At 61.7% G+C, this 22236-nt stretch carries 18 protein-coding genes and 1 pseudogene; 7 read left to right on the top strand and 12 right to left on the bottom strand.

From position 1 onward, the window contains the following. Positions 1 to 41 precede the first annotated feature (41 nt). Positions 42 to 581 carry a L,D-transpeptidase family protein gene (locus AC245Y_RS27460; protein ID WP_012763567.1) on the bottom strand — a complete coding sequence of 180 codons (540 nt, stop codon included), beginning with the start codon at positions 579 to 581 and terminating at the stop codon, positions 42 to 44. Between the two features lie 284 nt (positions 582 to 865). On the opposite strand from AC245Y_RS27460, the gene AC245Y_RS27465 reads away from it, so the two are divergent. Continuing rightward, positions 866 to 1306: a response regulator gene (locus AC245Y_RS27465; RefSeq protein WP_012763566.1), complete on the top strand. Its 441-nt coding sequence runs from the start codon at positions 866 to 868 to the stop codon at positions 1304 to 1306. Positions 1307 to 1373: 67 nt separating this feature from the next. Here AC245Y_RS27465 and AC245Y_RS27470 read toward each other — a convergent pair whose 3' ends face one another. Continuing rightward, entirely contained in the window at positions 1374 to 2114 is a 741-nt protein-coding gene (locus AC245Y_RS27470) for a TetR/AcrR family transcriptional regulator (RefSeq protein ID WP_017996838.1), read from the bottom strand. Between the two features lie 272 nt (positions 2115 to 2386). On the opposite strand from AC245Y_RS27470, the gene AC245Y_RS27475 reads away from it, so the two are divergent. Beyond that, complete coding sequence (locus AC245Y_RS27475; RefSeq protein WP_017996837.1) at positions 2387 to 3586, top strand: multidrug effflux MFS transporter; 1200 nt, start codon at positions 2387 to 2389, stop codon at positions 3584 to 3586. A 141-nt stretch (positions 3587 to 3727) separates the two neighbouring features. Continuing rightward, entirely contained in the window at positions 3728 to 5020 is a 1293-nt protein-coding gene (locus AC245Y_RS27480; protein WP_003553477.1) for an MFS transporter, read from the top strand. A 7-nt stretch (positions 5021 to 5027) separates the two neighbouring features. On the opposite strand, the gene AC245Y_RS27485 is transcribed toward AC245Y_RS27480, so the two are convergent. The 5 genes and pseudogenes from AC245Y_RS27485 to AC245Y_RS27505 all read right to left on the bottom strand — a co-directional run bounded on the left by AC245Y_RS27485 (position 5028) and on the right by AC245Y_RS27505 (position 10912). Beyond that, entirely contained in the window at positions 5028 to 6065 is a 1038-nt protein-coding gene (locus tag AC245Y_RS27485; RefSeq protein WP_003553479.1) for a LacI family DNA-binding transcriptional regulator, read from the bottom strand. 77 nt (positions 6066 to 6142) lie between these two features. Then, positions 6143 to 6341: pseudogene (locus AC245Y_RS27490) on the bottom strand (transcriptional regulator); the annotation flags it as partial. A gap of 93 nt (positions 6342 to 6434) precedes the next feature. Then, the gene (locus AC245Y_RS27495; protein ID WP_003553482.1) at positions 6435 to 6752 is read right to left on the bottom strand and encodes a hypothetical protein; all 318 of its coding nucleotides are present in this window, start codon (positions 6750 to 6752) and stop codon (positions 6435 to 6437) included. A 208-nt stretch (positions 6753 to 6960) separates the two neighbouring features. Continuing rightward, a complete protein-coding gene (locus tag AC245Y_RS27500) occupies positions 6961 to 8859 on the bottom strand; it encodes an ABC transporter ATP-binding protein (RefSeq protein ID WP_026157658.1) in 1899 nt (632 codons plus the stop codon). A gap of 91 nt (positions 8860 to 8950) precedes the next feature. After that, positions 8951 to 10912: an ABC transporter ATP-binding protein gene (locus AC245Y_RS27505; RefSeq protein ID WP_017996834.1), complete on the bottom strand. Its 1962-nt coding sequence runs from the start codon at positions 10910 to 10912 to the stop codon at positions 8951 to 8953. Positions 10913 to 11034: 122 nt separating this feature from the next. On the opposite strand from AC245Y_RS27505, the gene AC245Y_RS27510 reads away from it, so the two are divergent. The 3 genes from AC245Y_RS27510 to AC245Y_RS27520 all read left to right on the top strand — a co-directional run bounded on the left by AC245Y_RS27510 (position 11035) and on the right by AC245Y_RS27520 (position 15408). After that, the gene (locus AC245Y_RS27510; protein ID WP_017996833.1) at positions 11035 to 11652 is read left to right on the top strand and encodes a flavodoxin family protein; all 618 of its coding nucleotides are present in this window, start codon (positions 11035 to 11037) and stop codon (positions 11650 to 11652) included. A gap of 352 nt (positions 11653 to 12004) precedes the next feature. Continuing rightward, the gene (locus AC245Y_RS27515) at positions 12005 to 13411 is read left to right on the top strand and encodes an FAD/NAD(P)-binding protein (protein WP_017996832.1); all 1407 of its coding nucleotides are present in this window, start codon (positions 12005 to 12007) and stop codon (positions 13409 to 13411) included. A 68-nt stretch (positions 13412 to 13479) separates the two neighbouring features. Then, a complete protein-coding gene (locus AC245Y_RS27520) occupies positions 13480 to 15408 on the top strand; it encodes a hybrid sensor histidine kinase/response regulator (protein ID WP_017996831.1) in 1929 nt (642 codons plus the stop codon). A 6-nt stretch (positions 15409 to 15414) separates the two neighbouring features. Here the strand turns inward: AC245Y_RS27520 and AC245Y_RS27525 are convergent, their stop codons facing one another. Genes AC245Y_RS27525 through cyoA form a run of 5 tightly spaced genes read right to left on the bottom strand, consistent with a single transcriptional unit; the run spans position 15415 to position 20457 of the window. Next, positions 15415 to 16206: an SURF1 family protein gene (locus AC245Y_RS27525; RefSeq protein WP_017996830.1), complete on the bottom strand. Its 792-nt coding sequence runs from the start codon at positions 16204 to 16206 to the stop codon at positions 15415 to 15417. Next, on the bottom strand, positions 16203 to 16604 hold the full coding sequence (cyoD, locus tag AC245Y_RS27530; protein WP_012763555.1) for a cytochrome o ubiquinol oxidase subunit IV: 402 nt from the start codon (positions 16602 to 16604) through the stop codon (positions 16203 to 16205). Before cyoD ends, AC245Y_RS27525 begins: the two co-directional genes overlap by 4 nt. Next, complete coding sequence (cyoC, locus tag AC245Y_RS27535) at positions 16601 to 17221, bottom strand: cytochrome o ubiquinol oxidase subunit III (RefSeq protein WP_025397699.1); 621 nt, start codon at positions 17219 to 17221, stop codon at positions 16601 to 16603. Before cyoC ends, cyoD begins: the two co-directional genes overlap by 4 nt. Positions 17222 to 17226: 5 nt before the next feature. Then, positions 17227 to 19230 carry a cytochrome o ubiquinol oxidase subunit I gene (cyoB, locus tag AC245Y_RS27540; RefSeq protein ID WP_012763554.1) on the bottom strand — a complete coding sequence of 668 codons (2004 nt, stop codon included), beginning with the start codon at positions 19228 to 19230 and terminating at the stop codon, positions 17227 to 17229. Between the two features lie 42 nt (positions 19231 to 19272). Then, on the bottom strand, positions 19273 to 20457 hold the full coding sequence (gene cyoA / locus AC245Y_RS27545) for a ubiquinol oxidase subunit II (RefSeq protein WP_017996828.1): 1185 nt from the start codon (positions 20455 to 20457) through the stop codon (positions 19273 to 19275). A 379-nt stretch (positions 20458 to 20836) separates the two neighbouring features. On the opposite strand from cyoA, the gene AC245Y_RS27550 reads away from it, so the two are divergent. Then, positions 20837 to 22168 carry an MFS transporter gene (locus AC245Y_RS27550; RefSeq protein WP_003553508.1) on the top strand — a complete coding sequence of 444 codons (1332 nt, stop codon included), beginning with the start codon at positions 20837 to 20839 and terminating at the stop codon, positions 22166 to 22168. Positions 22169 to 22236: the final 68 nt, after the last annotated feature.

Here is a 22236-nt window from a genome sequence, read left to right on the forward strand (position 1 = left end):
TCGGCTTTGAACGCAGGGATGCAATGAGTTGGTCACAACCTTCAGGGCATAATGTCTATGGGGGTGTGGTTGGGGACACGAGCCCAAATCTCACGCATCTCGGCGTTGGTGACCGCAATACATCCATCCGTCCAATCCCACAGTTGATGGGCATTTCCGAATAGGCCCCAGCCATTGGGAAGTCCGTGGATCATGATATTGCCGCCGGGAGGAAAGCCACCGGCTTCAGCGTTGCGCCGATCATCAGGGTCTGGATATGAAATGTGCAGGCTCAGATGCGCCATCGACTTCGGATTGCGCCAGTCTATCTCATAACGCCCTTCAGGCGTTTTCTCGTCACCTTCTCGTTGCTTGGGACCTTCATCGGCCGCCTGCCCAAGAGAAATCCGGTATGTTGAGATGGGGGTATCTCCTTTGAGAAGGACCATGCGACGTTCGGTTTTATAAACGCGAATGCGGTCAGCCTGTTGCTCCAACGGCGCATCTGGAGGTGGTGAGCCGGCGCCGATCCTGGCCATCAATTTCGTGTAAGCGAACAAGCTGACGACCACGGCGGCTAAAATGACAAATTTGTTTCTCAACCTGGTCCTCGTCTTCAAGCTCACCGAATGGCTAATACTGCCTTATCGCGTCCCCATTCAGAAGGTGTGCGGTTGAAACTGAGCACGATTGGGCGCCACCTTTTTTCTTAAGCTTCTTTATTCTTAAGAATTTGTCAACGTTAACAATATCTTAAATACAAGAAACGGCGTTTCACCGCGGAACATATCGCCAAGTTGCCCGTTACCGCCGTGAGTTTCGCGTCGGATAGGCTGCCGGAGCGGATCCCTCTTTCGGAGTATAGGCGTAACCAAGGGGACGTATCATGGCCACCAATGTCGTGCGGCGCTGGCAACGAGATGATCTGATGAAACAGAGAGTATTGATCGTCGAAGATGAATTCCTGATCGCCCTCGATCTCGAGGCGACGGTGGAAGGTATGGGCATGCAGGTGGCGGGCCTTGCCAATGATTGCGAACAGGCGCTGCGGCTGGCGCCGCTTGCCGATATCGCTTTGGTCGACGTCAATCTCGCCGACGGCCCGACCGGGCCCGAAATCGGCCGGCGGCTGGCGCAGGAGCATGGCATTGCCGTCGTCTTCATGACCGGCAATCCCGAAGTGGTGGCTGACGGCGTCAAGGGCGCCGTCGGCGTGGTCCAGAAGCCGGTCCTGCCTTCGGTTGTCGAACAGCTGGTGAAATATCTTGCCGCGCGCCGCGTCGGCATGTTCGCGGTCGTACCCTCACAAATGACGGTCTTTGCCTGATCGCATGGGCTTGATCGGGTGGGAATGATGGGCCTGATCGGTAGGACCCGATCGTACAAGGGCCTGATCAGCCGGATATGGCTGCGAGCTGCGGCGGTTGGCCGGCCTTTTCCGCCTCCGGCTTGCTATAGGCTTTGAGAAAGGTATGGACGGCGTTGCGCGCCGCCTTTTCCAGTTCTTCGTCGGTGGGTGTGCCGCCGAGAAGGATCATCATCTGCAGATCGGCATTGCCGAGCGCCACGAACTGCCGCGCGGCGACGTCGAAATCGTCGATGGCGAGCGTCCCCTTATGGGCAAGCCGCCCGAAAAGTGCTGACAGTGCGGTGGTCAGCTTGCCCGGCCCCTGCTGGCGCCAGCTTTCGAAGAGGTGCGGATATCGCTCGCCTTCGGTCTGCACCAGCTTGCGCAGGAATTTACCGTCGTGGTTGCAGATGCAGTTCTTGTTGAGGCGCACGGCGAAGGCCGTCAGCTCGTCTTCGAGATTGTCGGCGCGCTCAGGAAAGGTCGACAGCACCGAGAAGAGCATGGCGTTGGCGCGGTTCATGACGTCTTCGACGACGGCGACGAACAGCGTTTCCTTCTCGCGGTAGTGATTGTAGATCGTCTGGCGGGATACGCAGGCGACGGCGGCGATCTCGTCAATGCTGGCGCCGGCAAAGCCCTGGCGGCAGAATACGTCTGCCGCGGCATCGAGGATCGACATGCGCTTGGCGCATTGTCCGCGCTGCGTATGCCCCGTCATTCGGACAGCCGGTGTCATGCGTTCTTTCATGAGAGCGAAGATAAGACGTCTTGACGTTTTAGACAATGGCGTCTAATTTTACATCTGTGTCCAAATTTATTGACACTCCTGGTTCCGCCGCTGAGATATGAGCTCCCAACTTCGTCTTCGCGCGAACGATCATCATTGAACCCGCGCATCGGCCCGAAAATCGGAACCGATTTTAGGAAAGCACGATGCGTAGACTTAAAGTGTCAGAGCGTCCTTGTGCGTCCGAGAGGACGCACGCCGCTTTAAGAGCCAATGCCGCGGAGCGACGATCCGGTATCTCCGCTGCGCTTTTATGAAAGATCACCATTATGACGGCTCCCTTCTTTCGCATTGCCCTCATTCTCGGCCTTCTGTCGGCCATCGGGCCTTTTGCCATCGATATGTATCTGCCTGCGCTGCCGTCCATCGGCCAGGACCTGCATGCCGATAACAACGTCACCCAGCTCACTCTTCTCGCCTTCTTCATCTCCTTTGCGCTCGCCCAGTTGGTCTATGGTCCGCTGTCGGACATGTGGGGCCGCAAGCTACCGCTCTATCTCGGCATCGGCCTCTTTTCCGTCGCCTCGATCGGCTGCGCGCTGGCGACCGATATCGAAACGCTGATCGCCTTCCGTTTCGTTCAGGGTATCGGCGGTGCCGCCGGCATGGTCATTCCGCGCGCCATTGTCCGCGACATGCATACCGGCGTCCAGGCCGCCCGCCTGATGTCGCTGCTGATGCTGGTCTTTTCGATTTCGCCGATCCTGGCGCCGCTGACCGGCAGCGCCGTCATCGAGTTTTACGGCTGGCGCGGCGTATTCTGGGCCGTGACCATCGCCGCCTTCATCGGCCTCGTCCTGCTCGCCACCCAGCTTGATGAAACCCGTTCGGCGAGCGAACGCAGCGGCAGCGGGCTGAAGAGCGCTATGGCTGCCTACCGCCTGCTGCTTGGCGACCGCAACTTCCTGACGCTGACCTTCATCGGCGGCCTCGGCATTTCGAGCTTCCTGGTCTACCTCGCCAACTCGCCCTTCGTGCTGATCCAGCATTACGGCTTGACGCCGACGCAATACAGTTTCGCCTTCTCGATCAATGCCGTCTCCTTCTTCGCGGTGTCGCAGGCGACGGGCTGGCTCGGCGAGCGTTTTGGCCTCGTCCGCGTCATGCGCATTGCGGTCAGCGTTTTTGCCCTTGCCATGGTCGTCATGGCGGTGGTGATGGCCGCCGGCTTCAACCAGTTGCCTGTCCTGGCAACCTTCCTGTTCATCGGCTACGGCTTCCTCGGCCTCGTCATTCCGACGAGCGCGGTGCTCGCCCTTGAGGATCACGGCGAGATCGCCGGCACCGCCTCGTCGCTGATGGGCACGCTGCATTTCGTGATCGCCGCCGTCGCCATGGTCATATCGAGCGTCTTCTTCGACGGCACAGCCGTTCCGATGGCCGCCGGCATCGCGCTCTGCGCCTTCGCAGCCTTCGTGCTGACCCAGGCAACGATCGGCCGCCGCACCGCCGTCGCCCCAGCTGAATGATCTGAAGCCAGGCCGCACCCGGTGTCCGGGTGCGGCCATATGATCCGGTCGCGGCCCCCGAGAAAATGCAACGCGCAATTGATTATCGGCTGGCCGCTCTATCTACGCCGTGACGAAGCATGGTCATACCGGAGGATACTTATGGTCGACGAGAAGCGGCTGATCTCGAAAATCACCTGGAAGCTGATGCCGTTTCTCGGCATTCTCTATCTCATCGCCTATATCGATCGGCAGAACGTCAGTTTCGCCAAGCTGCAGATGGTCGATGCTCTCGGAATGAGCGAATATGCCTATGGTCTCGGCGCTTCGCTGTTCTTCATCGGCTACTTTCTCTTCGAGGTGCCGAGCAACCTCTTCCTCGACAAGCTCGGCGCCCGTGTCTGGTTCGCGCGCATTCTGGTCTCGTGGGGCATCGTTACTATCGCGCTCGCCTTCACGCAGAATGCGACGATGTTCTATATCCTGCGCTTTCTGCTTGGTGTCTGCGAAGCCGGCTTCTTTCCGGGCGTCCTCTATCTGCTGACGCTGTGGTTTCCCTCGGCCTATCGCGGCAGGATGGTCGGGCTGTTCATGATCTTCAGTGCCATCGCCAATGCCGTCGGTGCGCCGCTCGGCGGCGTGCTGCTCGATCTCGACGGTCTCTACGGTTTTGCCGGCTGGGAGTGGGTCTTCCTGGCCACCGGCGTTCCGGCTGTGATCGCCGGCATCGTCACCTTCTTCTATCTTCCCGGCCGGCCTGAAAACGCAAGCTTCATGAGCGGCGAGGAGAAGGATTGGCTCGAACGAAGGCTCACTTCCGAAAATGCCGGCATGGGCGAGCACGCCGGAAACGGTTTCAAGGCGCTCATCGACCCGCGTGTCCTGCTGATGGCGCTCTGCTATATCGCCTTTCCGCTTTCGGCCTATGGCCTCAGCTATTGGCTGCCGACAATCGTCAAGGCTTTCGGCGTCAGCAACACGGTGAACGGCTTCCTCAACATCATTCCCTGGGTGCTGGTCGCGATCGCGCTCTATGTCGTTCCCACCATGGCCGACAAGGCGCAATCGAAGACGCCCTATATCGTCATTCCGGCTTTCATCGGCGCCGCCTGCCTGCTGCTTTCGGCGCTGATCCCGAACCACACTTTGCAATTCGCCTTCCTCTGCGTTGCCGCAGCCGGGATCTTCGCGCCCCAGCCGGTGTTCTGGAGCCTGCCTTCACGCTTCCTCAAGGGCGCGGGGGCTGCGGCGGGCCTTGCCGCCATCAATTCGGTTGGAAATCTTGGCGGTTTCGTCGCCCAGAACGTCGTGCCCTGGATCAAGGAAGCAAGCGGCAGCACGATCGCGCCGATGTTCTTCCTGGCCGCCTGCCTGGCTGCCGGAGCCCTCTTGGTTTTCGTCGTCACGCGTCAGCTGTCGCACAGGGAGCATTCGGCAGCTGCGAGCGGGGTTTGAGGCCGCTTCAGGCCGTCAACATGAAAGCGTCGCTTTCGCCTGGAACGAGTTCCAGCGGCCAGATCCTGTTGCGGGCGCCCTGCGGATAATGATCGGCATAGGCCGGCATGGTGGCGAGCAGGGTTTCGCCGAGCTGCGCACCAAGATCGCGCAGCGACATGCGAAAGGATGTCAGCGTCGGCTGCAGGAAAAGCGTGCGCGGCTCCTCGCGGAAACCGACCACGGCGAGGTCACGGCCGGGCACGACGCCGGCCTCGGCAAGCCGGCGGTAAAGCCCGATCGCCATCAGTTCGTGGATCAGGATGATCGCGGTTGGCCGCTCTCCGATCATCAGCAATTCATGGCCGGCCTGATAACCGCCCTGTTCGCTCGACTTGACCCGGATGACGAGGGCCGGGTCGAAGGGGATGCCGTGCCGTTGCAGTGCCTGGCGGTAGGCGTCGAGGAAGAGGTAGCCGAGATTGATGTCGGAGGAGGGGACGGCCACGGCGATCCGCCGGTGCCCCTTGGCGACCAGCCGGTCGACACCGCGCGTCGCCACGCCCTCGAAATCGAGATCCATCCAGGTGTAGCTGCCGCCCGACGCGCTGCGGCCAAGCGCCACGAAGGGGATGCGGGCCTTTTCCAGAAGCTCGATGCGCCGGTCGGTGCGTCGTGTCGCAGAGATGATTAGCGCGTCGACAAGCCGGCGCGCCACCATGCGCTTCAGATATTCATGCGGGTCCTCGTCATCGGGGCAGGGCAGCATGACGAGATCGAGCTTGTGGCGGGAAAACACCCTCTGCAGGCCGTCAGTGACGCCAAGGAAGAAGTCGTCGCTGTTTTCGACCGTCTCGCGGCTCACTTCGAGCATCAGCCCGATGACGTTGGTCGTGCCCTGGCGAAGGCTGCGGCCCGATTGGTTGGCGACGTAACCGAGTTCCTCGGCGGCGGCGAGCACGCGCCGGCGCGTTTCGTCGTTGACGTCGGGCTTGCCGTTCAGCGCACGGGACACCGTTCCGATCGAAATGTCGAGATGCTCGGCGAGCTGGCGGATACCCTTCATCTGCGTCGATCTTCCTCCCGGGTCACGCGTCAACCCTTCTTGCCACAGGATGGCGCCTGCGAAAAGCCGTGGGAGGGTCAAGGTCTGAAGCTCTGGCGGATCACGAGCTGCGGAAATGACGCGTTCGCAACCCGGAGGCAAGCCCCGGGTTTTCAAGCCGTCGCTCCATCCGCTCGAAGGCGCGCTGCGCCATGGTCCGCGGATCCTGGCGGGAATGGGCAGCTGATAGCCCACCCAGGAGGATTGCGGCACGTCGTCGAAGCGGATCAGGAGGACAACAGACCGCATGCCGGCCGTAAATTTTTGCAGAAAAAAGCCGAGGCTGCGGCAGGCAACCTCGGCCGAGAGATCAAATCAACGTTCCCGTGTTTACTCGCAGACCCGCACGGTTTCGGCGTGATAGCCGCCGTCATAGCGGTTGCGGACGTCGCGGTCCTCATACCAGCATCTCGGCTGGGGTTCGACATAGCGGGGGCTCTCGACATAACGAGGGCCTTCGTCAACGTAGCGAGGGCCGCCATTGGCGATTGCGCCGCCGATCAGGCCGCCGACGACGCCCGCGGCAACGCCGCCGGCGATGATTCGGCCAGTATTGTCGTGATGACGGTGATCGCGTGCGGCAGCAGGCTGAATAGCCGATCCAACAAGGGCCGTCGCGATCAACAGGCTGCTAATAACTCTTTTCATAACATTCTCCTCAGTGGCACTCGCCCCAGATAAGAGAGAAATGCGGCAGCAACGCGTTGGTTCGTTCAAACTTTGCGACAGGCATTAATGCACGCCCTAAACGAGAGCGCCGTGCGTCTTTACGGCAGCACAAACGACGCTCTAACACTTTCAATCCTCGCATCGCGCTTTCCGAAAATCGGCTCCGATTGTCGGAAACCACGATGCGCTAGGTCGCCGATTCCGCTGCCGTCGTCTCTTCCAGCACGTCTTCGGGAATGTCGTCGAAGGAGGAGTAGTTCAGATTGTAGAGCTTGGAATAGAGTTTGCCGTTCTTCATCAGCTGGCGGTGGTTGCCGCTTTCGATGACTTCGCCGTTCTGCAGCACGATGATGCGGTCCGCCTCGCGGATCGTCGCAAGCCGATGGGCGATGACGAGGCCGGTGCGGTTTTCGAGCAGCTTCACCAGCGCCTTCTGGATCAGCATTTCGGTATAGCTGTCGATATTGGCCGTCGCCTCGTCGAGCACGAGGATCTTTGCGTCCGCCACCAATGCGCGGGCAAAGCTCAACAGCTGGCGCTGGCCGAGCGAAAGGTTGCCGCCGCGCTCGCCGAGAACGCTGTCGTAACCATCGGGCAGGCGCATCACGAAGTCATGCGCGCCGACGGCCTTTGCCGCCTCGATCACCTGCTCGCGCGTCGCCTCCAGCTTGTGGTAGCGGATGTTTTCGAAAACGGTGCCGGTAAAGAGGAAGGGTTCCTGCAGCACCATGGCGATCTGCGCTCCGAGCGAATCCTGCGTCAGCTGACGCACATCGTCGCCGCCGACCAGCACCTGGCCCTGCTGCACGTCGTAAAAGCGATGGATCAGCGACATGCAGCTCGACTTGCCGGACCCTGTCGGGCCGACCAATGCCACCGTCTCGCCGGGATTGACCTTGAAGCTGACATGCTTCAGCACCGGATGTTTCGGATTGTAGCCGAAGACGACGTCCTTGAATTCCACCGAGCCGTCCATGTCGCGCGACAAGGCCTTGGCATCGGGCGCGTCCTTGATGTCGACAGGCACGTCGAGCACTTCGGTCAGCCGCTGGCCAGACGCCATGGCGCGCTGCATCACCGAATATTGCAGGGTCAGCGAACGGATCGGGTCGAAGAAGCGCTGGATGTAGAACAGGAAGGCGACGAGCACGCCGACATCGAGCGCCTGATTGAGGACGCGGGCGCCGCCGACGACGATGACGAGCGCCATCGCCACGCCGGTCAGGCTGTCGACGATCGGCACCATCACCTGCGCATAGCGCGCCGCCGTCAGATGCGTCTGCAAGTTGGCATGCGCCTTGTCGTCGTAAAGCGTGAAGTTGACGCCCTGCCTGTCCATGCTTTGGACCGCACGCACACCGTGGATCGCTTCGGCGAGGGCGCCGGCGGCAATCGAATTGGTCTCGTGCGCGGCCATGAAGGATTTGCGCGCCAGCGGCAGCCAGAACAGCCGGACGATGAACAGTACCGGCAGCACCGAGAGCGTCAGCAGCCCAAGTTTGAAATCGAGATAGAGCATGACGAAGACGATGCCGAAGAGCAGCACGATGTCGCCGACTGACAGCACCGAGGTTTCGAGGAATTCCTGCATCGAGTTGACGTCGCCCTGCAGCCGCGACATCAGCCGTCCGACTTCGGTCTTGTCCATGAAGGAGAGCGAGACGTGCTGAAGGTGCGAAAACATTGCCTTGCGGATATCGAAGAGCACGTCCTCCGCCACGCCGCCGACCAGCGTCTCCTGCGCGTAGCTCGCCGCATAATTGATGAGGATGGCGATGGAAAAGGCGACGATCGACCAGGCCAGCGCCGAATGGTTTCCGCCCGGGGACATGCCGTGGTCGATGGCATAGCGGATGATCAGCGGGATGGTGAGCTGCATCATCGTGAAGGTCAAAACGGCAACGACCGACCACACGACCTGGCGGCGATAGGGGTGAACGAAACCCCAGATGCGTTTGACGATATTGCCGTCGAAGGCCTTGCCGAACATCTCCTCCTCGACGCGATGCGAACCGACCACCGCCCGCGGCGGGCGGCGTCCATCCTCGCGAACGTCGGGACGCTCGGTTTCCAGTTCCTCGGCCATGCCATTCCTCCCGCGGCCATCACGTCCGGTGGCCTGCATAGTCATTGCTTGTCCGCTCTTCTTTCCGGTGGGCAGAAGAAGGGAATTCCTGCTAGGCGCTCAAGACCTCGTCGCCCGGCCGCACCTGTAGCTCGTAAAGCGCCTTGTAGCGCCCGCCGAGCGACAGCAGCGCCTCATGCGTGCCGCGCTCGACGATCCGGCCGTCTTCGACGAACAGGATCTGGTCGGCATGCATCAGCGAACTCAGGCGGTGAGCGACGATGATCGTCACGCGGTCGGCGGCATAGCGGCGCATGGCGCCGCGAATGCGCTGCTCGGTGGCCGCATCGATTGCCGCCGTCGAATCGTCGAATATCATCACTGCCGGTTTCAGCATCAGCGCGCGGGCGATCGAAAGACGCTGCCGCTGGCCGCCCGACAGCGAAACGCCGCGCTCGCCGACGACGGTGCCGTAACCTGTCGGAAGGCCGAGCACGTAATTGTGCAGCTGGGCGCTTTCGCTGGCGCGTTCGATCCGGCCTTCCTTCGCCCACGGGTCGCCATAGGCGATGTTGTTTTCGATCGTCGTGGTGAACAGGAAGGAATCCTGCTGCACGACGGCAACCGCCCGGCGCAGCGATTGCAGCGTAGCCTTGCGGATGTCCTGGCCGTCGATGGTGATCTTGCCGCCGCTGACGTCGTAAAAGCGGGGGATAAGATGGGCAATGGTCGACTTGCCGCTGCCGGGAGGCCCGACGATGCCGATCGTCTGGCCGCGCCTGGCTTCGAAGGAGACATCGTCAAGAACGGCGCGCTTTTCAGAGCCCGGATAGGCGAAGCTGACGTTTTCGAAGCGCAGCACGCCGTCGGTAAGGTTCAGCTCCTTGGCATCCGGCGCATCCTTGATCGCGACGTCGAGGTCGAGCAGGGCAAAGAGGCGCGAGCCGCAGGTGGAGGCGCGGGCAAAAGCATTGACCATCAGGCCGAGCTGGCGCACCGGCATCTGCAGGATGGTCATGAAGGTCAGGAACGAGGCCAGCGTGCCGACGGTGATTTCGCCCGACATCACCTTGCCGCCGCCGACCCACAGCACCAGGCCCATCGCCGCGAAGAAGGAGAGGGTCATGGCGCTGGTGTTGGTGACGCGGATGCCGACGCGCTGATGGGCAAGTGCCAGCGCGCTCTTCGACGCCGCCTCGAACTTCGAAATCTCGTGTTGGTGGGCGGCAAAGGCGCGCACGACGCGGATGCCGCCGAGATTTTCCTCCATGATGCGGGTCAGCACCGAAAGCCGCTCCTGCAGGTCGAGCCAGGTGGCGCGCAGCTTGAGCTGCGTCACCGACGAGCGCCAGCCGACAAAGGGCACGAAACTCATCGCCAGCAGGCCGAGCAGGATATCGGTCGACAAGAGCATATAGGCGCCGATGCCGATCAGGATCGACAGCAGGATCATCCGGACGAGTGCGGTGGAAAAGTACATCCGCACGCCTTCGAGATCGAGCAGGCCGACGGTGATCAGGTCGCCGGAATGCACGGTGTCATGAAAGCTGAAAGAAAGTCGCTGGATCTTCTCGTAGCAGGCCAGCCGCAATTCGTAGCCGATGTGATGGCCGACGGCTTCGCTGTAATAGTTCTGGACCATGGTGAAGAGGCCGCGCAGCACGCTGGCGCCAAGCAGCAGCAGCGCCGTGGTCAAAAGCGCGTCCTGTGCCGCCTGGCCCGCGGCACCGCCGGTCATCGCCATCTGCGTGTGGTCGACGGCGTGGCCGAGAAGGCGCGGGATCATCAGCTGGAAGGTCGAGGCGACAAGCGTGGCGCCGATCGCGAAGCCGGATTGCCAGGGGTGGCGGAAGGCCATCATGGTGATACGCACCAATGTGAAGAGGCCTCGGCCCCAGCCTGCCGCAGTTGCAAGCGCCATCGAAGCCGAAGGCTTCGTCGCGCGTGTTAACGCATCGCTGCTCACGGTATTTTTTCCAATAGATGTGTGGTCGGACGCTGGCCCGAAAAGACGGCAAATCCATGAAGGGATTGATAGCATCTTCACTTTTGCCGATTCCATTTGGGGGTTCAAGTAAAGAATTCACCAGTTGGTTATTTTTACGTGAGGTCGCCTCGCATCCGGGCGGGAACAATCTGCGGGCGAACGGGTTGCAGCAGGCGAACGCCAACCGCCGACCGCTACCGGAGAGAGCCATGCCGCTCAAAGCCCTCGCCCTCAACGCCACGCTGAAGACCAGCGACGCCAAGGACGCGTCCTCGACCGACCGGATGATCGGCCTGATCGACAAGGCGATGTCCGCTCACGGCGTCGTGACCGAAGTGCTTCGCCTCGCCGATTTCAACGTCAAGCCGGGCGTCACCTCCGACGAGGGCGCCGGCGATGACTGGCCTGATATTCGCGCCAAGGTGCTCTCCGCCGATATCCTGCTGATGGCGACGCCGATCTGGCTCGGTCAGCCATCCAGTGTCTGCAAGCGGGCGCTGGAGCGCATGGACGCCTTCCTCGAGGAGACGGACGATGAGGGCCGCATGGTCTCCTATGGCAAGGTCGCGACGGTTGCCGTCGTCGGCAATGAGGACGGCGCCCATCATGTGTCGGCCGAGCTTTTCCAGGCGCTGAACGACGTCGGTTTCACCATTCCGGCCAATGCGGTCGCCTATTGGGTTGGCGAGGCAATGGGGTCCACCAATTTCGTCGATCTCGACAAGGTGCCGAAGGTCGTGACCAATGCCGTCGACATGCTGGCCCGCAACACGGTGCATCTGGCGGGCCTGCTGAAGGCAAGACAATATCCTGGCGAGGGCAGTTGAGGTCGATGCCGACCTGACATTTTTAAGTTCAATTCCCGGTTCGGGGAGCACTGGTCGACCGAGCTTCCGCGGAATACGTCTAAATTATGTTTTATTTCAATATCTTGCAGATAAGTCGCAACAAACCTCTTGCCACCTGCGCCATTTAGCGCTTTCATACACTACCAGTTTGATAGACTATGGACGAGCGTGCTTGCTCCCCTAGTTTGGTTGCGGGGCCGCTGGTTCGGAGCCCGATGCCGCGGCAGGTATTGTGAATGGCCGCATGAACCTCATCAACGCGTGAACCACTGTTTTATGCGTTGAAACCTCGATCGACCCAGGGTGCGGATGAAGCCGCAAAGGAGTTGCGATGACGGTTCAGGGACTTTTTTCCGCCAGAGCCAATGCGGCGGCGCAGATATCAGCCGTGCCGCGCATTGCGATCGTCGGGCGCGGCTTTTCCGGGATGATGACGGCCATCGCATTGATGAAGACAGTGCGCGCCCCCTTCCACCTGCAGCTGTTCGATCCGAATTCGTCGGTCAGCGGTGGGCAGGCGCTGGCCTCGGCCCGCTCCTCGACGATCCTCAACACCCGTGTCCGCGATCTCTCGGTCTCGCTCGGTGACAATGACGATTTCAACGACTGGCTCTGCAGCAACGCCGCTTTCCGCGCCGCCGTGCCGGCCGCCATCCCCGGATTCCGGCAGATCTTCGTGCCGAAGGAGATCTTCAGCGATTATGTCTACCAGCGCTTTTCGGAAGCACTGGCCGCGCGCAGGGACATCACCGTCCAGGTCTGCAACGATCCGGTCGTGGCGATCCGCAGGAGCCACGGCAACCGCTTCCTGCTCGAAAGCGCCAATCCCGCCAATCCGCTGTTCGATACCGTCATCCTCGCCACCGGCTACGGGCTGACGGCGCCCGATGCCGGCGGTGAGGACGCTTCGCCGGTCAGGGCCCAGCGCCTCGTCGCGCGGCCGCACGCGGTGCTGCTCGGCAGCGGCATCCGCGTCGTCGACCAGCTGCTGCAGCTGCGCGATTCCGGTTATGCCGGCCAGGTGACGATCGTTTCGCGGCGCGGCTTCCTGCCGCAGAGCCATACGCCGAATTCCGCCGATCCGGTCTTCCCGGCCGAAGCGCTGCCGCAGAGCCTGCCCGAGATCGTCCGCTTCATCCGTGAAGCCTGTCGCGAGGCGGAGGAAGCCGGGCGAAGCTGGCAATCGGTGATGAACGGCCTCAGAAAACATGCCCGCTCGCTTTGGCGCTCGCTGCCGGCCCGCGACAAGCATCAATTCAACCGCCACCTCAGGGCAATCTACGACAGCCATCGCAACCGCCTGCCGGAGGCCATGCACCTGCGCCTGAAACGCGAGCTCGCCGAAGGCCGCACGGTACTGCGCCGCGGCCGGGCCGGCCGCCGGGGCCTGAGCGGCCTGTTCTTCACGCCGGCCGGTTCCGCCGGAGAAGAGGTCATCCATTCCGAGCGCATCATCGATTGCCGCTGCCAGGCGCCGGACCTTTCAGCGCCCTTGATGCAGAGCCTGCTTTCCGCTGGCCTTGCCATGCCGGACGAGCTATCGCTCGGGCTCGCGGTCAATGCGCGCGGCGAACCCTTCCTTGAGGACGGTTCGACGGTGGCCGGGCTCTTTGCCGTCGGGCCGCTCGGCCTCGGCAGCCTGCCCGATATCGATCTTGTGCCGGAGATCGTCTCGCAGGCCTATGCCGCTGCCGAGCGCGTTGGCGAGCGGTTCTACCCACAGGTCAAGGCCGTTTGAAATTACGGCTGCTTCGGAACTATCCGCCCCGTGCTGCGTTATAAAGCGCTGGTGACTCAGAGGGGCATATGGAAGTGCTAGATCGACATGACACGTCTCTCGACGAAGAGGGACGCTTTCGCCTTTTGGTCGATGCCATCACCGACTACGCTATTTATATGCTGAGCCCCGAAGGCATCGTCACCAGCTGGAACACCGGCGCCCAGCGCTTCAAAGGTTACAAGCCTTCCGAAATTCTCGGCGAGCATTTTTCCCGTTTCTATCTGGAAGAGGACCGTGCCGCGGGGCTACCGCAGCGCGCGCTGGCCACGGCCGAGGAGCACGGCCGGTTCGAGGGAGAAGGCTGGCGCCGGCGCAAGGATGGCAGCCGCTTCTGGGCGCATGTGGTCATCGATCCGATCCGCCGTCCATCCGGCGAGCTCATCGGCTATGCCAAGATCACCCGCGACCTGACCGAACGCCGGGCCGCCGAAAACGCGATCCGCCAGAGCGAGGAACAGTTCCGCCGGTTGGTCCAGGGAGTCTCGGACTATGCGATCTACATGCTCGATCCCGTTGGCAAGGTCAGCAGTTGGAACTTCGGCGCCGAGCGGATCAAGGGCTATCGGCCGCAAGAAATCATCGGTCAGCATTTCTCGACCTTCTATACTCCCGAGGACCGCGAAGCCGGTCTGCCGGAGACCGCGCTCGGCATCGCGCGCGCCGAGGGCCGGTTCGAGAGGGAGGGCTGGCGCGTGCGCAAGGACGGCACCCGTTTCTGGGCCAGCATCGTCATCGACGCCATCCGCGACGAGGCAGGCGATGTGCTGGGTTTTGCGAAGATCACCCGCGATATCACCGAGAAGATGGAGACCCAGCGGGCACTGGAGCAGGCGCGCGAAGAGCTCTTCCAGTCGCAGAAGATGGAGGCGATCGGTCAGTTGACCGGTGGTATCGCCCATGATTTCAACAATCTGCTGATGGCTGTCCTCGGCAGCCTCGAAATCCTCAAGAAACGCATGCCGCAGGATCTCGCGCTGACATCGCTTGTTGATAATGCCATGCAGGGCGCCCAGCGCGGTGCCGCGCTGACGCAGCGCATGCTGGCCTTTTCCCGCCGCCAGGAACTGCACATGGAGCCGATCGACGTCTCCGGTCTGGTCCGCGGGATGATGGATATGCTGAGCCGTTCGCTCGGTCCCCTCACCATGATCGAGACTTCTTTCCCCGTCAGGCTGCCGACGATCGTGACCGATCCGAACCAGCTGGAGATGGCGATCCTGAACCTTGTCGTCAACGCCCGCGACGCCATGCCGTCCGGCGGCCGGATTGTGCTTCGCGCATCCGAGGAATCGCTGCCATCAGGCAAGGGACCGTTGTCGCCTGGCCGCTACGTCCGTATCGCGGTGATCGATGAAGGCGAGGGCATGGACGCCAAGACGCTGGAGCAGGCAATCACGCCGTTCTTCACCACCAAGGGGGTCGGCAAGGGCACTGGGCTCGGCCTTTCCATGGTGCAGGGGCTTGCGTCCCAGTCCGGTGGCCGCCTGATGATGAAGAGCAGCCTCGGCGAAGGCACGACGGCCGAATTGTGGTTCCCGGTCGCGCTTGCCGAACAGGTGACCGAGGCCGCTGCCGAGCGGCCGCAGCAGGTGGAAAATGGGCCGCGCCGGCTGCGCATCGTCGCCGTCGACGACGATGGTCTGGTCTTGATGAATACGACGCTGATGCTGGAGGATCTCGGCCATACCGTGTTCGAGGCGATGGCGGGTCCCGAAGCGCTCGACATCCTGCGCGAGCAGCAGGTGGACCTGGTGATTTGCGACCATGCCATGCCGCGCATGACCGGCGCGCAGCTCGCGGAGGCGATCCGCAAGGATTGGCCCGACATGCCGATCATCCTCGCTACCGGTTACGCCGAAATCCCCGAAGGCGCCGGCATCGCCAATCTGCCACGCCTCGGCAAGCCGTTCTCGCAGGCGCAGCTCGCCGAGGCGATCAGCCGGGTCGCTTCATAAGGACGATCACTGCTGCCTTATGCGAGTGGCCCTCTCGCCGCGAACAATGAACACCAGCAATGCCAGCACCATCGCCGCCAGCCCATACCAGGTGATCGCGTAGAGGAGATGATTGTTGGGGAAAGCGATGACGGTCAGGCCGCCGATAGGCAGGCCTCCCGGGTTGGCGGTCGCATCAGCGTCGATGAAATAGGGCGCGACCGTACCGACGCCGCGCTTTTGCGCGATCGCCGCGACATCGCGCGAATACCAGCGATCAGTGGCGACGTCATTGGATTTGAGCAGCGATCCCTTCGGCTCCGTCATCCGCATCAGCCCGGAAATCTCGACCGGGCCTGACATTTCGCCCTCGCGGCGCGAGGCCGGGTCGCGCCTCTCGGTCGGCACGAAGCCGCGATTGACGAGGATCGATGTGCCATCGGTCAGCATCAGCGGCGTCATCACCCAATAGCCCGGCCCAAGCACGGTCGAGGCATAGACCAGTGTTTCCTTGTCATTCGCCAACGTCCCGGCCGCGGTCACCCGCCGGTATTCGTCATCAGCGGCATTGATCTTGTCCCACGCGGTGGGCGCCGGGGCAGGCACGGGTGGTGCATGCATACGCTGGGCGACGCGGGCGACGAGGTCGCGTTTCCAGGCCAGCCGCTCCACCTGCCAGGTGCCGAGTGCCGCGAGGGCCGCGGCAAGCAGTACCAGGCAGACGGCGAAGATGGCAGGTTTTACCCGATGACGCCGTCGATCCGATTTTTCGGAGGACGCCTGCGGGTGGCGCTGCCGCCGCCCCTTCGTCGTCGTCACGGCATGTTCTTCATCATCTCGGGGCTCATCGGCATCATGTTGGTGTTGAGATGATGCATGACCCAGAGCGAACCGGAGAGCGCGATGGCAACGATGATAAGGGTGAAAATCAGCGCCATGATCGTCCAGCCGCCCTCGCTCCTGGTATTCATATGCAGGAAGAAGACCATATGGACGACGATCTGGATGGCGCCGAGGCCCATCACCAGCACCGCCGTCACCGCCGGGCTTTCGAAGACGCCTGACATGACAAGCCAGAAGGGAATGGCGGTCAGGATGATGGAGAGCACGAAGCCCGTCATGTAGCTGCGGAATGTGCCATGGCCGGCCTGATGGCCGTGGCTGTGGCCGTGATGAGCCTCGTGGGCATCCTCATGGGCAGGTGCTTGCGAACTCATCCGAGAACTCCCAGCAGATAGACGAAGGAAAAGACGCCGATCCAGACGACGTCGAGGAAGTGCCAGAACATCGAAAGGCACATCAGGCGGCGGCGGTTGGCCTCGATCAACCCGTGCATCGACACCTGCACCATCAGCGTGATCAGCCAGATGATGCCGAAGGTGACGTGCAGTCCGTGCGTGCCGACCAGAGTGAAGAAGGAGGAGAGGAAGGCGCTGCGCGTCGGCCCGGCGCCTTCGTGGATCAGGTGGATGAACTCGTAGAGTTCGAGCCCGATGAAAGCTGCGCCGAACAGGCCGGTCACACCAAGCCAGAACAGTGTTTCCGCCTTGGCGTTGCGCTCCATCTGCAGCATCGCGAAGCCGTAGGTGATCGAGGAAAACAGCAGCATCGAGGTGTTGAGGGCAACGATCGGCAGGTCGAAGAGATCGGCGGGCGACGGGCCGGCGGCATAGTTGCGGCCGAGCACGCCGTGCGTTGCAAACAGCACCGCGAAAATCAGGCAGTCGCTCATCAGGTAGAGCCAGAAGCCGAGATTGGTGCTGTTCTCAGGATGATGGTCTTCCGTCAGGTAGAATTCAGGCTTTTCGGCCGTGTCGATAGTCTGATCGCTCATGGTCATCACACCTGCTCGGCAAGCAACGCGGTGCGCTTGCCTTCCGTTTCGGTCACCTCTTCGGCGGGAATGTGGAAATCGCGTCCATAGTTGAAGGTATGACCGATCGCGACCACCAGCATGGCGACGAAGGAGACGACCACCAGCCACCACATATACCAGATCAGCCCGAAGGCGAGGGCGACGCTGATGGCCGACAGAATCGCGCCGGTGCCGGTATTCCTCGGCATATGGATCGGCCGGAAGCCTTCCAGCGGACGCGCATAACCACGGTTCTTCATGTCGTACCAGCTGTCATGATCGTGCACGACAGGCGTGAAGGCGAAGTTGTAATCCGGCGGCGGCGAGGATGTCGACCATTCCAGCGTGCGGCCGTCCCAGGGATCGCCGCTATCGTCGCGCAATTCCTCGCGTTTCATGAAGCTGACGACGATCTGGATGAGAAAGGCGGCGATGCCAAGCGCGATCAGGCCGACGCCGAAGGCGGCGATGATGAACCAGATCTGCAGCGACGGGTCCTCGAATTGGCTGACGCGGCGGGTGACACCCATCAGGCCGAGCACGTAGAGCGGCATGAAGGCGAACCAGAAGCCGATCTGCCAGAACCAGAAGCTCATCTTGCCCCAGAAGGGATCGAGCTTGAAGCCGAAGGCCTTCGGGAACCAGTAGTTCACGCCGGCGAACATGCCGAAGAGAACGCCGCCGATGATGACGTTGTGGAAGTGGGCGATGAGGAACAGCGAATTGTGCAGCACGAAGTCGGCCGGCGGCACGGCAAGCATGACGCCGGTCATGCCGCCGATGACGAAGGTCACCATGAAGCCGACCGTCCACAGCATCGGCACCTCAAAGCGGATGCGGCCGCGATACATGGTGAAGAGCCAGTTGAAAATCTTCGCCCCTGTCGGGATCGAGATGATCATCGTGGTGATGCCGAAGAAGGAGTTGACGCTGGCGCCCGAACCCATGGTGAAGAAGTGGTGCAGCCAGACGATGTAGGACAGAATCATGATCACGCAGGTCGCGTAGACCATCGAGGCGTAGCCGAAGAGGCGCTTGCCGGAGAAGGTGGCGACGACTTCCGAGAAGATGCCGAAGGCCGGCAGCACGAGGATATAGACCTCCGGATGGCCCCAGATCCAGATGAGGTTGATGTACATCATCGGATTGCCGCCAAGGTCGTTGGTGAAGAAGTTCGTCCCGGCATAGCGGTCGAGTGACAGGAGGGCGAGCGTTGCCGTCAGGATCGGGAAGGAGGCGACGATGAGCACGTTGGTGCAAAGTGCCGTCCAGGTGAAGACCGGCATCTTCATGAAGGTCATGCCCGGAGCGCGCATCTTGACGATGGTGGCGATCAGGTTGATGCCCGAAAGCGTCGTTCCCACCCCGGCCACCTGCAGGCCCCAGATATAGTAGTCGACGCCGACGCCCGGACTGTAGGCCGCCCCCGACAGCGGCGGGTAGGCGAGCCAGCCGGTCTGGGCGAATTCGCCGATGAACAGCGACAGCATGATGATGATCGCGCCGGCGGTGGTCATCCAGAACGAGAAGTTGTTGAGGAAGGGGAAGGAGACGTCCCGCGCGCCGATCTGCAGCGGCACCACGAAGTTCATCAAACCGGTGACGAAGGGCATCGCCACGAAGAAGATCATGATGACGCCGTGGGCGGTGAAGACCTGGTCGTAATGGTGCGGCGGCAGATAGCCCTCCGAACCGTTGAAGGCGATCGCCTGCTGGATGCGCATCAAGATCGCGTCGGAGAAGCCGCGCAACAGCATGATGACGGCGAGGATCACATACATGATGCCGATCTTCTTGTGATCGACGCTGCAGATCCAGTCGCGCCAGAGCGGACCCCAGAACTTGAAATAGGTGATGATGCCGAGCACCGCGAGGGCGCCGATGACGACGCCGATGAAGGTCACGACCAGGATCGGCTCGTGATAGGGGATGGCATCGAGGGTCAACCGGCCGAAGACGAACTTCAGGAGGTCAGGATTGGAAAACATGGAACAACCCGTTCATTATGTCTTGCGACGCAAAGCGCCAGGTTAATTGTTATTGTTGAGCTGCGCCGGCGCCGGATCGGCGCCATTGCTCATGCCGGGCATGGAATGACCCTCGTGCTGCATGTCCATTCCGGGCGTGCTAGGCATGCCGGGCATGTCGTGCTGCATGTTGTTGCCGTCGGTCCGCTCGGCGGGCTCGCTGCGTGCCGGAGCCCCGGTCGCCGGCACGGTGGCGGCAGGCGCCACGATGCCTTCGTCGGCATGACGGTCGTCGTATCGCAGCTTCTCGCGGTTCTCGGCACTTTCCTTGCCGCCGCCGCCCATCATGTCGATATGCATCATCTCGTTCATGCACATCTTGCCCGGAGCGGCGCACATGTTGAGGATGGCGTTGTAAAGGTCGGCATCGGCGCCGGCATAATAACGCACCGGCTCCTTTTCGCTCGGCTTCTCGAGCTTCAGATAGGCGTCGCGGTTGAGCATCGTGCCCTGCTGCTTGACCTGCGCCACCCAGGCGTCAAAGCCCTCTTGGGTAAGGCCGTGGAACTTGAAGCGCATGTGCGAGAAGCCGCTTCCGCTGTAATTGGCGGAGAAGCCCTCATATTCGCCTTGCTTGTTGATGACGGCGTGCAGCTTCGTCTCCATGCCGGGCATCGCATAGATCTGGCCGGCCAGGGCAGGGATATAGAAGGAATTCATCACCGAGGAGGCAGTGATCTTGAAATTGATCGGCATGTCGACCGGGGCAGCGAGTTCGTTGACGGTGGCGATGCCGAGATCGGGATAGAAGAACAGCCACTTCCAGTCGAGCGCCACGACCTCGACGTTCAACGGCTTGATATCGGCCGGAATGGCGCGCTCCGCATCGAGGCGGTCGAGCGGGCGGTAGGGATCGAGCTTATGGGTGGAAATCCAGGTCACGGCGCCGAGCGCGATGATGATCGCCAGCGGCGCTGCCCAGATCACGATTTCGAGGCGGGTCGAATGGTGCCATTCCGGCGCGTAGGTGGCGGCCGTATTGGAGCGGCGGTAGCGCCAGGCGAAGAACAGCGTCAGGAAGATCACCGGGATGATGATCAAAAGCATCAGCACCGTCGAGATGACGATGAGATCGCGCTGTTGCGCGGCGATGTCGCCTGATGGCGCCATGACCACCATGTTGCATCCTGCCAGGAAAAGCAGCGGCAAGACGGATAGAAGGCGGGAAAACTTCACGAGTTTTAGCACGTCTCTAAGCTCTTGTTGTTTCGTTCGTTCCGCGACTAACGCACTGGACCTGATAGCGACATGAGGTGTTTGGTCGCAGTGCAGCAAGCATGCCGCATCGCGGCATAAATCGTGTTGCACTACAGCTTTGAAATCCTGATGAATTCAAGAAGGATTCTTTGGCGAGCGCATGTTTCAATCAATATATCCGCCAGAGCCGGCCATGCCAGCGTTCCCATCCGAAAATCGCCGGTCGGATCACGCTATTTTTTCCGCCCACGCCTCATTTTGAGCCGCCATGATGAACTATTTACGTCTTACGGACTTGATAAGCCTGCAGGTTTGATCAAGATCAGGCTGAGGCGCCTTGCCGAAAGCGCTTCAACGAGGGAGGCGTTTTATGGCTACAACATCGAATTATGGACCATCGTCGTCGTCGCTGGAACGCGACGCGCGGCGCATTCACGACGACAAACCGGTTTCGCCTGGTAGTATCGCCATCGGCGTGGTGATCGGTCGCATGTCGGAATTCTTCGATTTCTTCGTTTACGGCCTCGCTTCGGTCCTGGTCTTTCCACAGCTGATCTTCCCCTTCGCGCCGGACCGGCTGACGGGTACGCTCTATTCCTTCGCCATCTTCTCGCTGGCCTTCCTGGCCCGCCCCGTCGGCTCGGTCGTCTTCATGACGATCGACCGGCTGTACGGCCGTGGCACCAAGCTGACGATCGCGCTCTTCCTGCTCGGCGGCTCCACCGCCTCGATCGCCTTCCTGCCGGGTTACGAGGAGATCGGCGCCTGGTCGATCGCATTGCTGGCGCTTTTCCGTCTCGGCCAGGGCTTCGCGCTCGGCGGCGCCTGGGACGGCCTTGCCTCGCTGCTTGCGCTCAACGCGCCGGCCAAGCACCGCGGCTGGTATGCGATGATCCCGCAGCTCGGTGCGCCGATCGGCTTTGCGCTGGCCAGCACCCTGTTCGGTTATTTCGTCGCCAATCTTTCCAGTGAGGATTTCCTCTCCTGGGGCTGGCGGTATCCCTTCTTCGTCGCCTTCGCGATCAACGTCGTGGCACTGTTTGCGCGGTTGCGCCTCGTCATGACCAAGGAATTCGGCACGCTGCTGGAACAGCACGAGCTGGAAGCAGCCCCCATCCTCGATGTGCTACGCGTTCACGGCCGCGACATCCTGATCGGCGCCTTCGTGCCGCTCGCGAGTTTTGCCATGTTCCACCTCGTCACCATCTTCCCGCTCGGCTGGATGAGCCTTTACGGCAACCAGCCGATCGGCGCCTTCATGGTGGTGCAGGTGGTCGGCGCCGCGGTCGGCATCATCACCATCATCGCCTCGGGCCTGATCGCCGACCGTATCGGCCGGCGCGCCCAGCTTGCAATCTGCGCCGTCATCATCGCCGTCTTCAGCTTTATCGGGCCGAGCCTGATTGCATCCGGCAATAGCGGCCATGACGCTTTCGTCATCATCGGCTTCGGCGTGCTCGGCCTTTCCTTCGGCCAGGCGACGGGCTCGATCTCGTCCCGCTTTGGCCGCGGCTATCGCTATACGGGTGCAGCCTTCACCTCGGATCTTGCCTGGTTGATCGGCGCCGGTTTTGCGCCGCTGGTGGCGCTCAGCCTTTCCAGCCGCTTCGGCCTGACCTTCGTCGGCTACTACCTGCTGTCCGGCGCCATCTGCACGCTTGCAGCCCTCGCCTTCAGCAGGGCACTGGAACAGCGCGAATAGACGGACTTGCATACCGGCCTGCATGGAAAAACATGCAGGCTTTCGTTTTCGGGCAGCGCGGTTCTAAT

Source organism: Rhizobium sp. SRDI943, assembly GCF_057653695.1.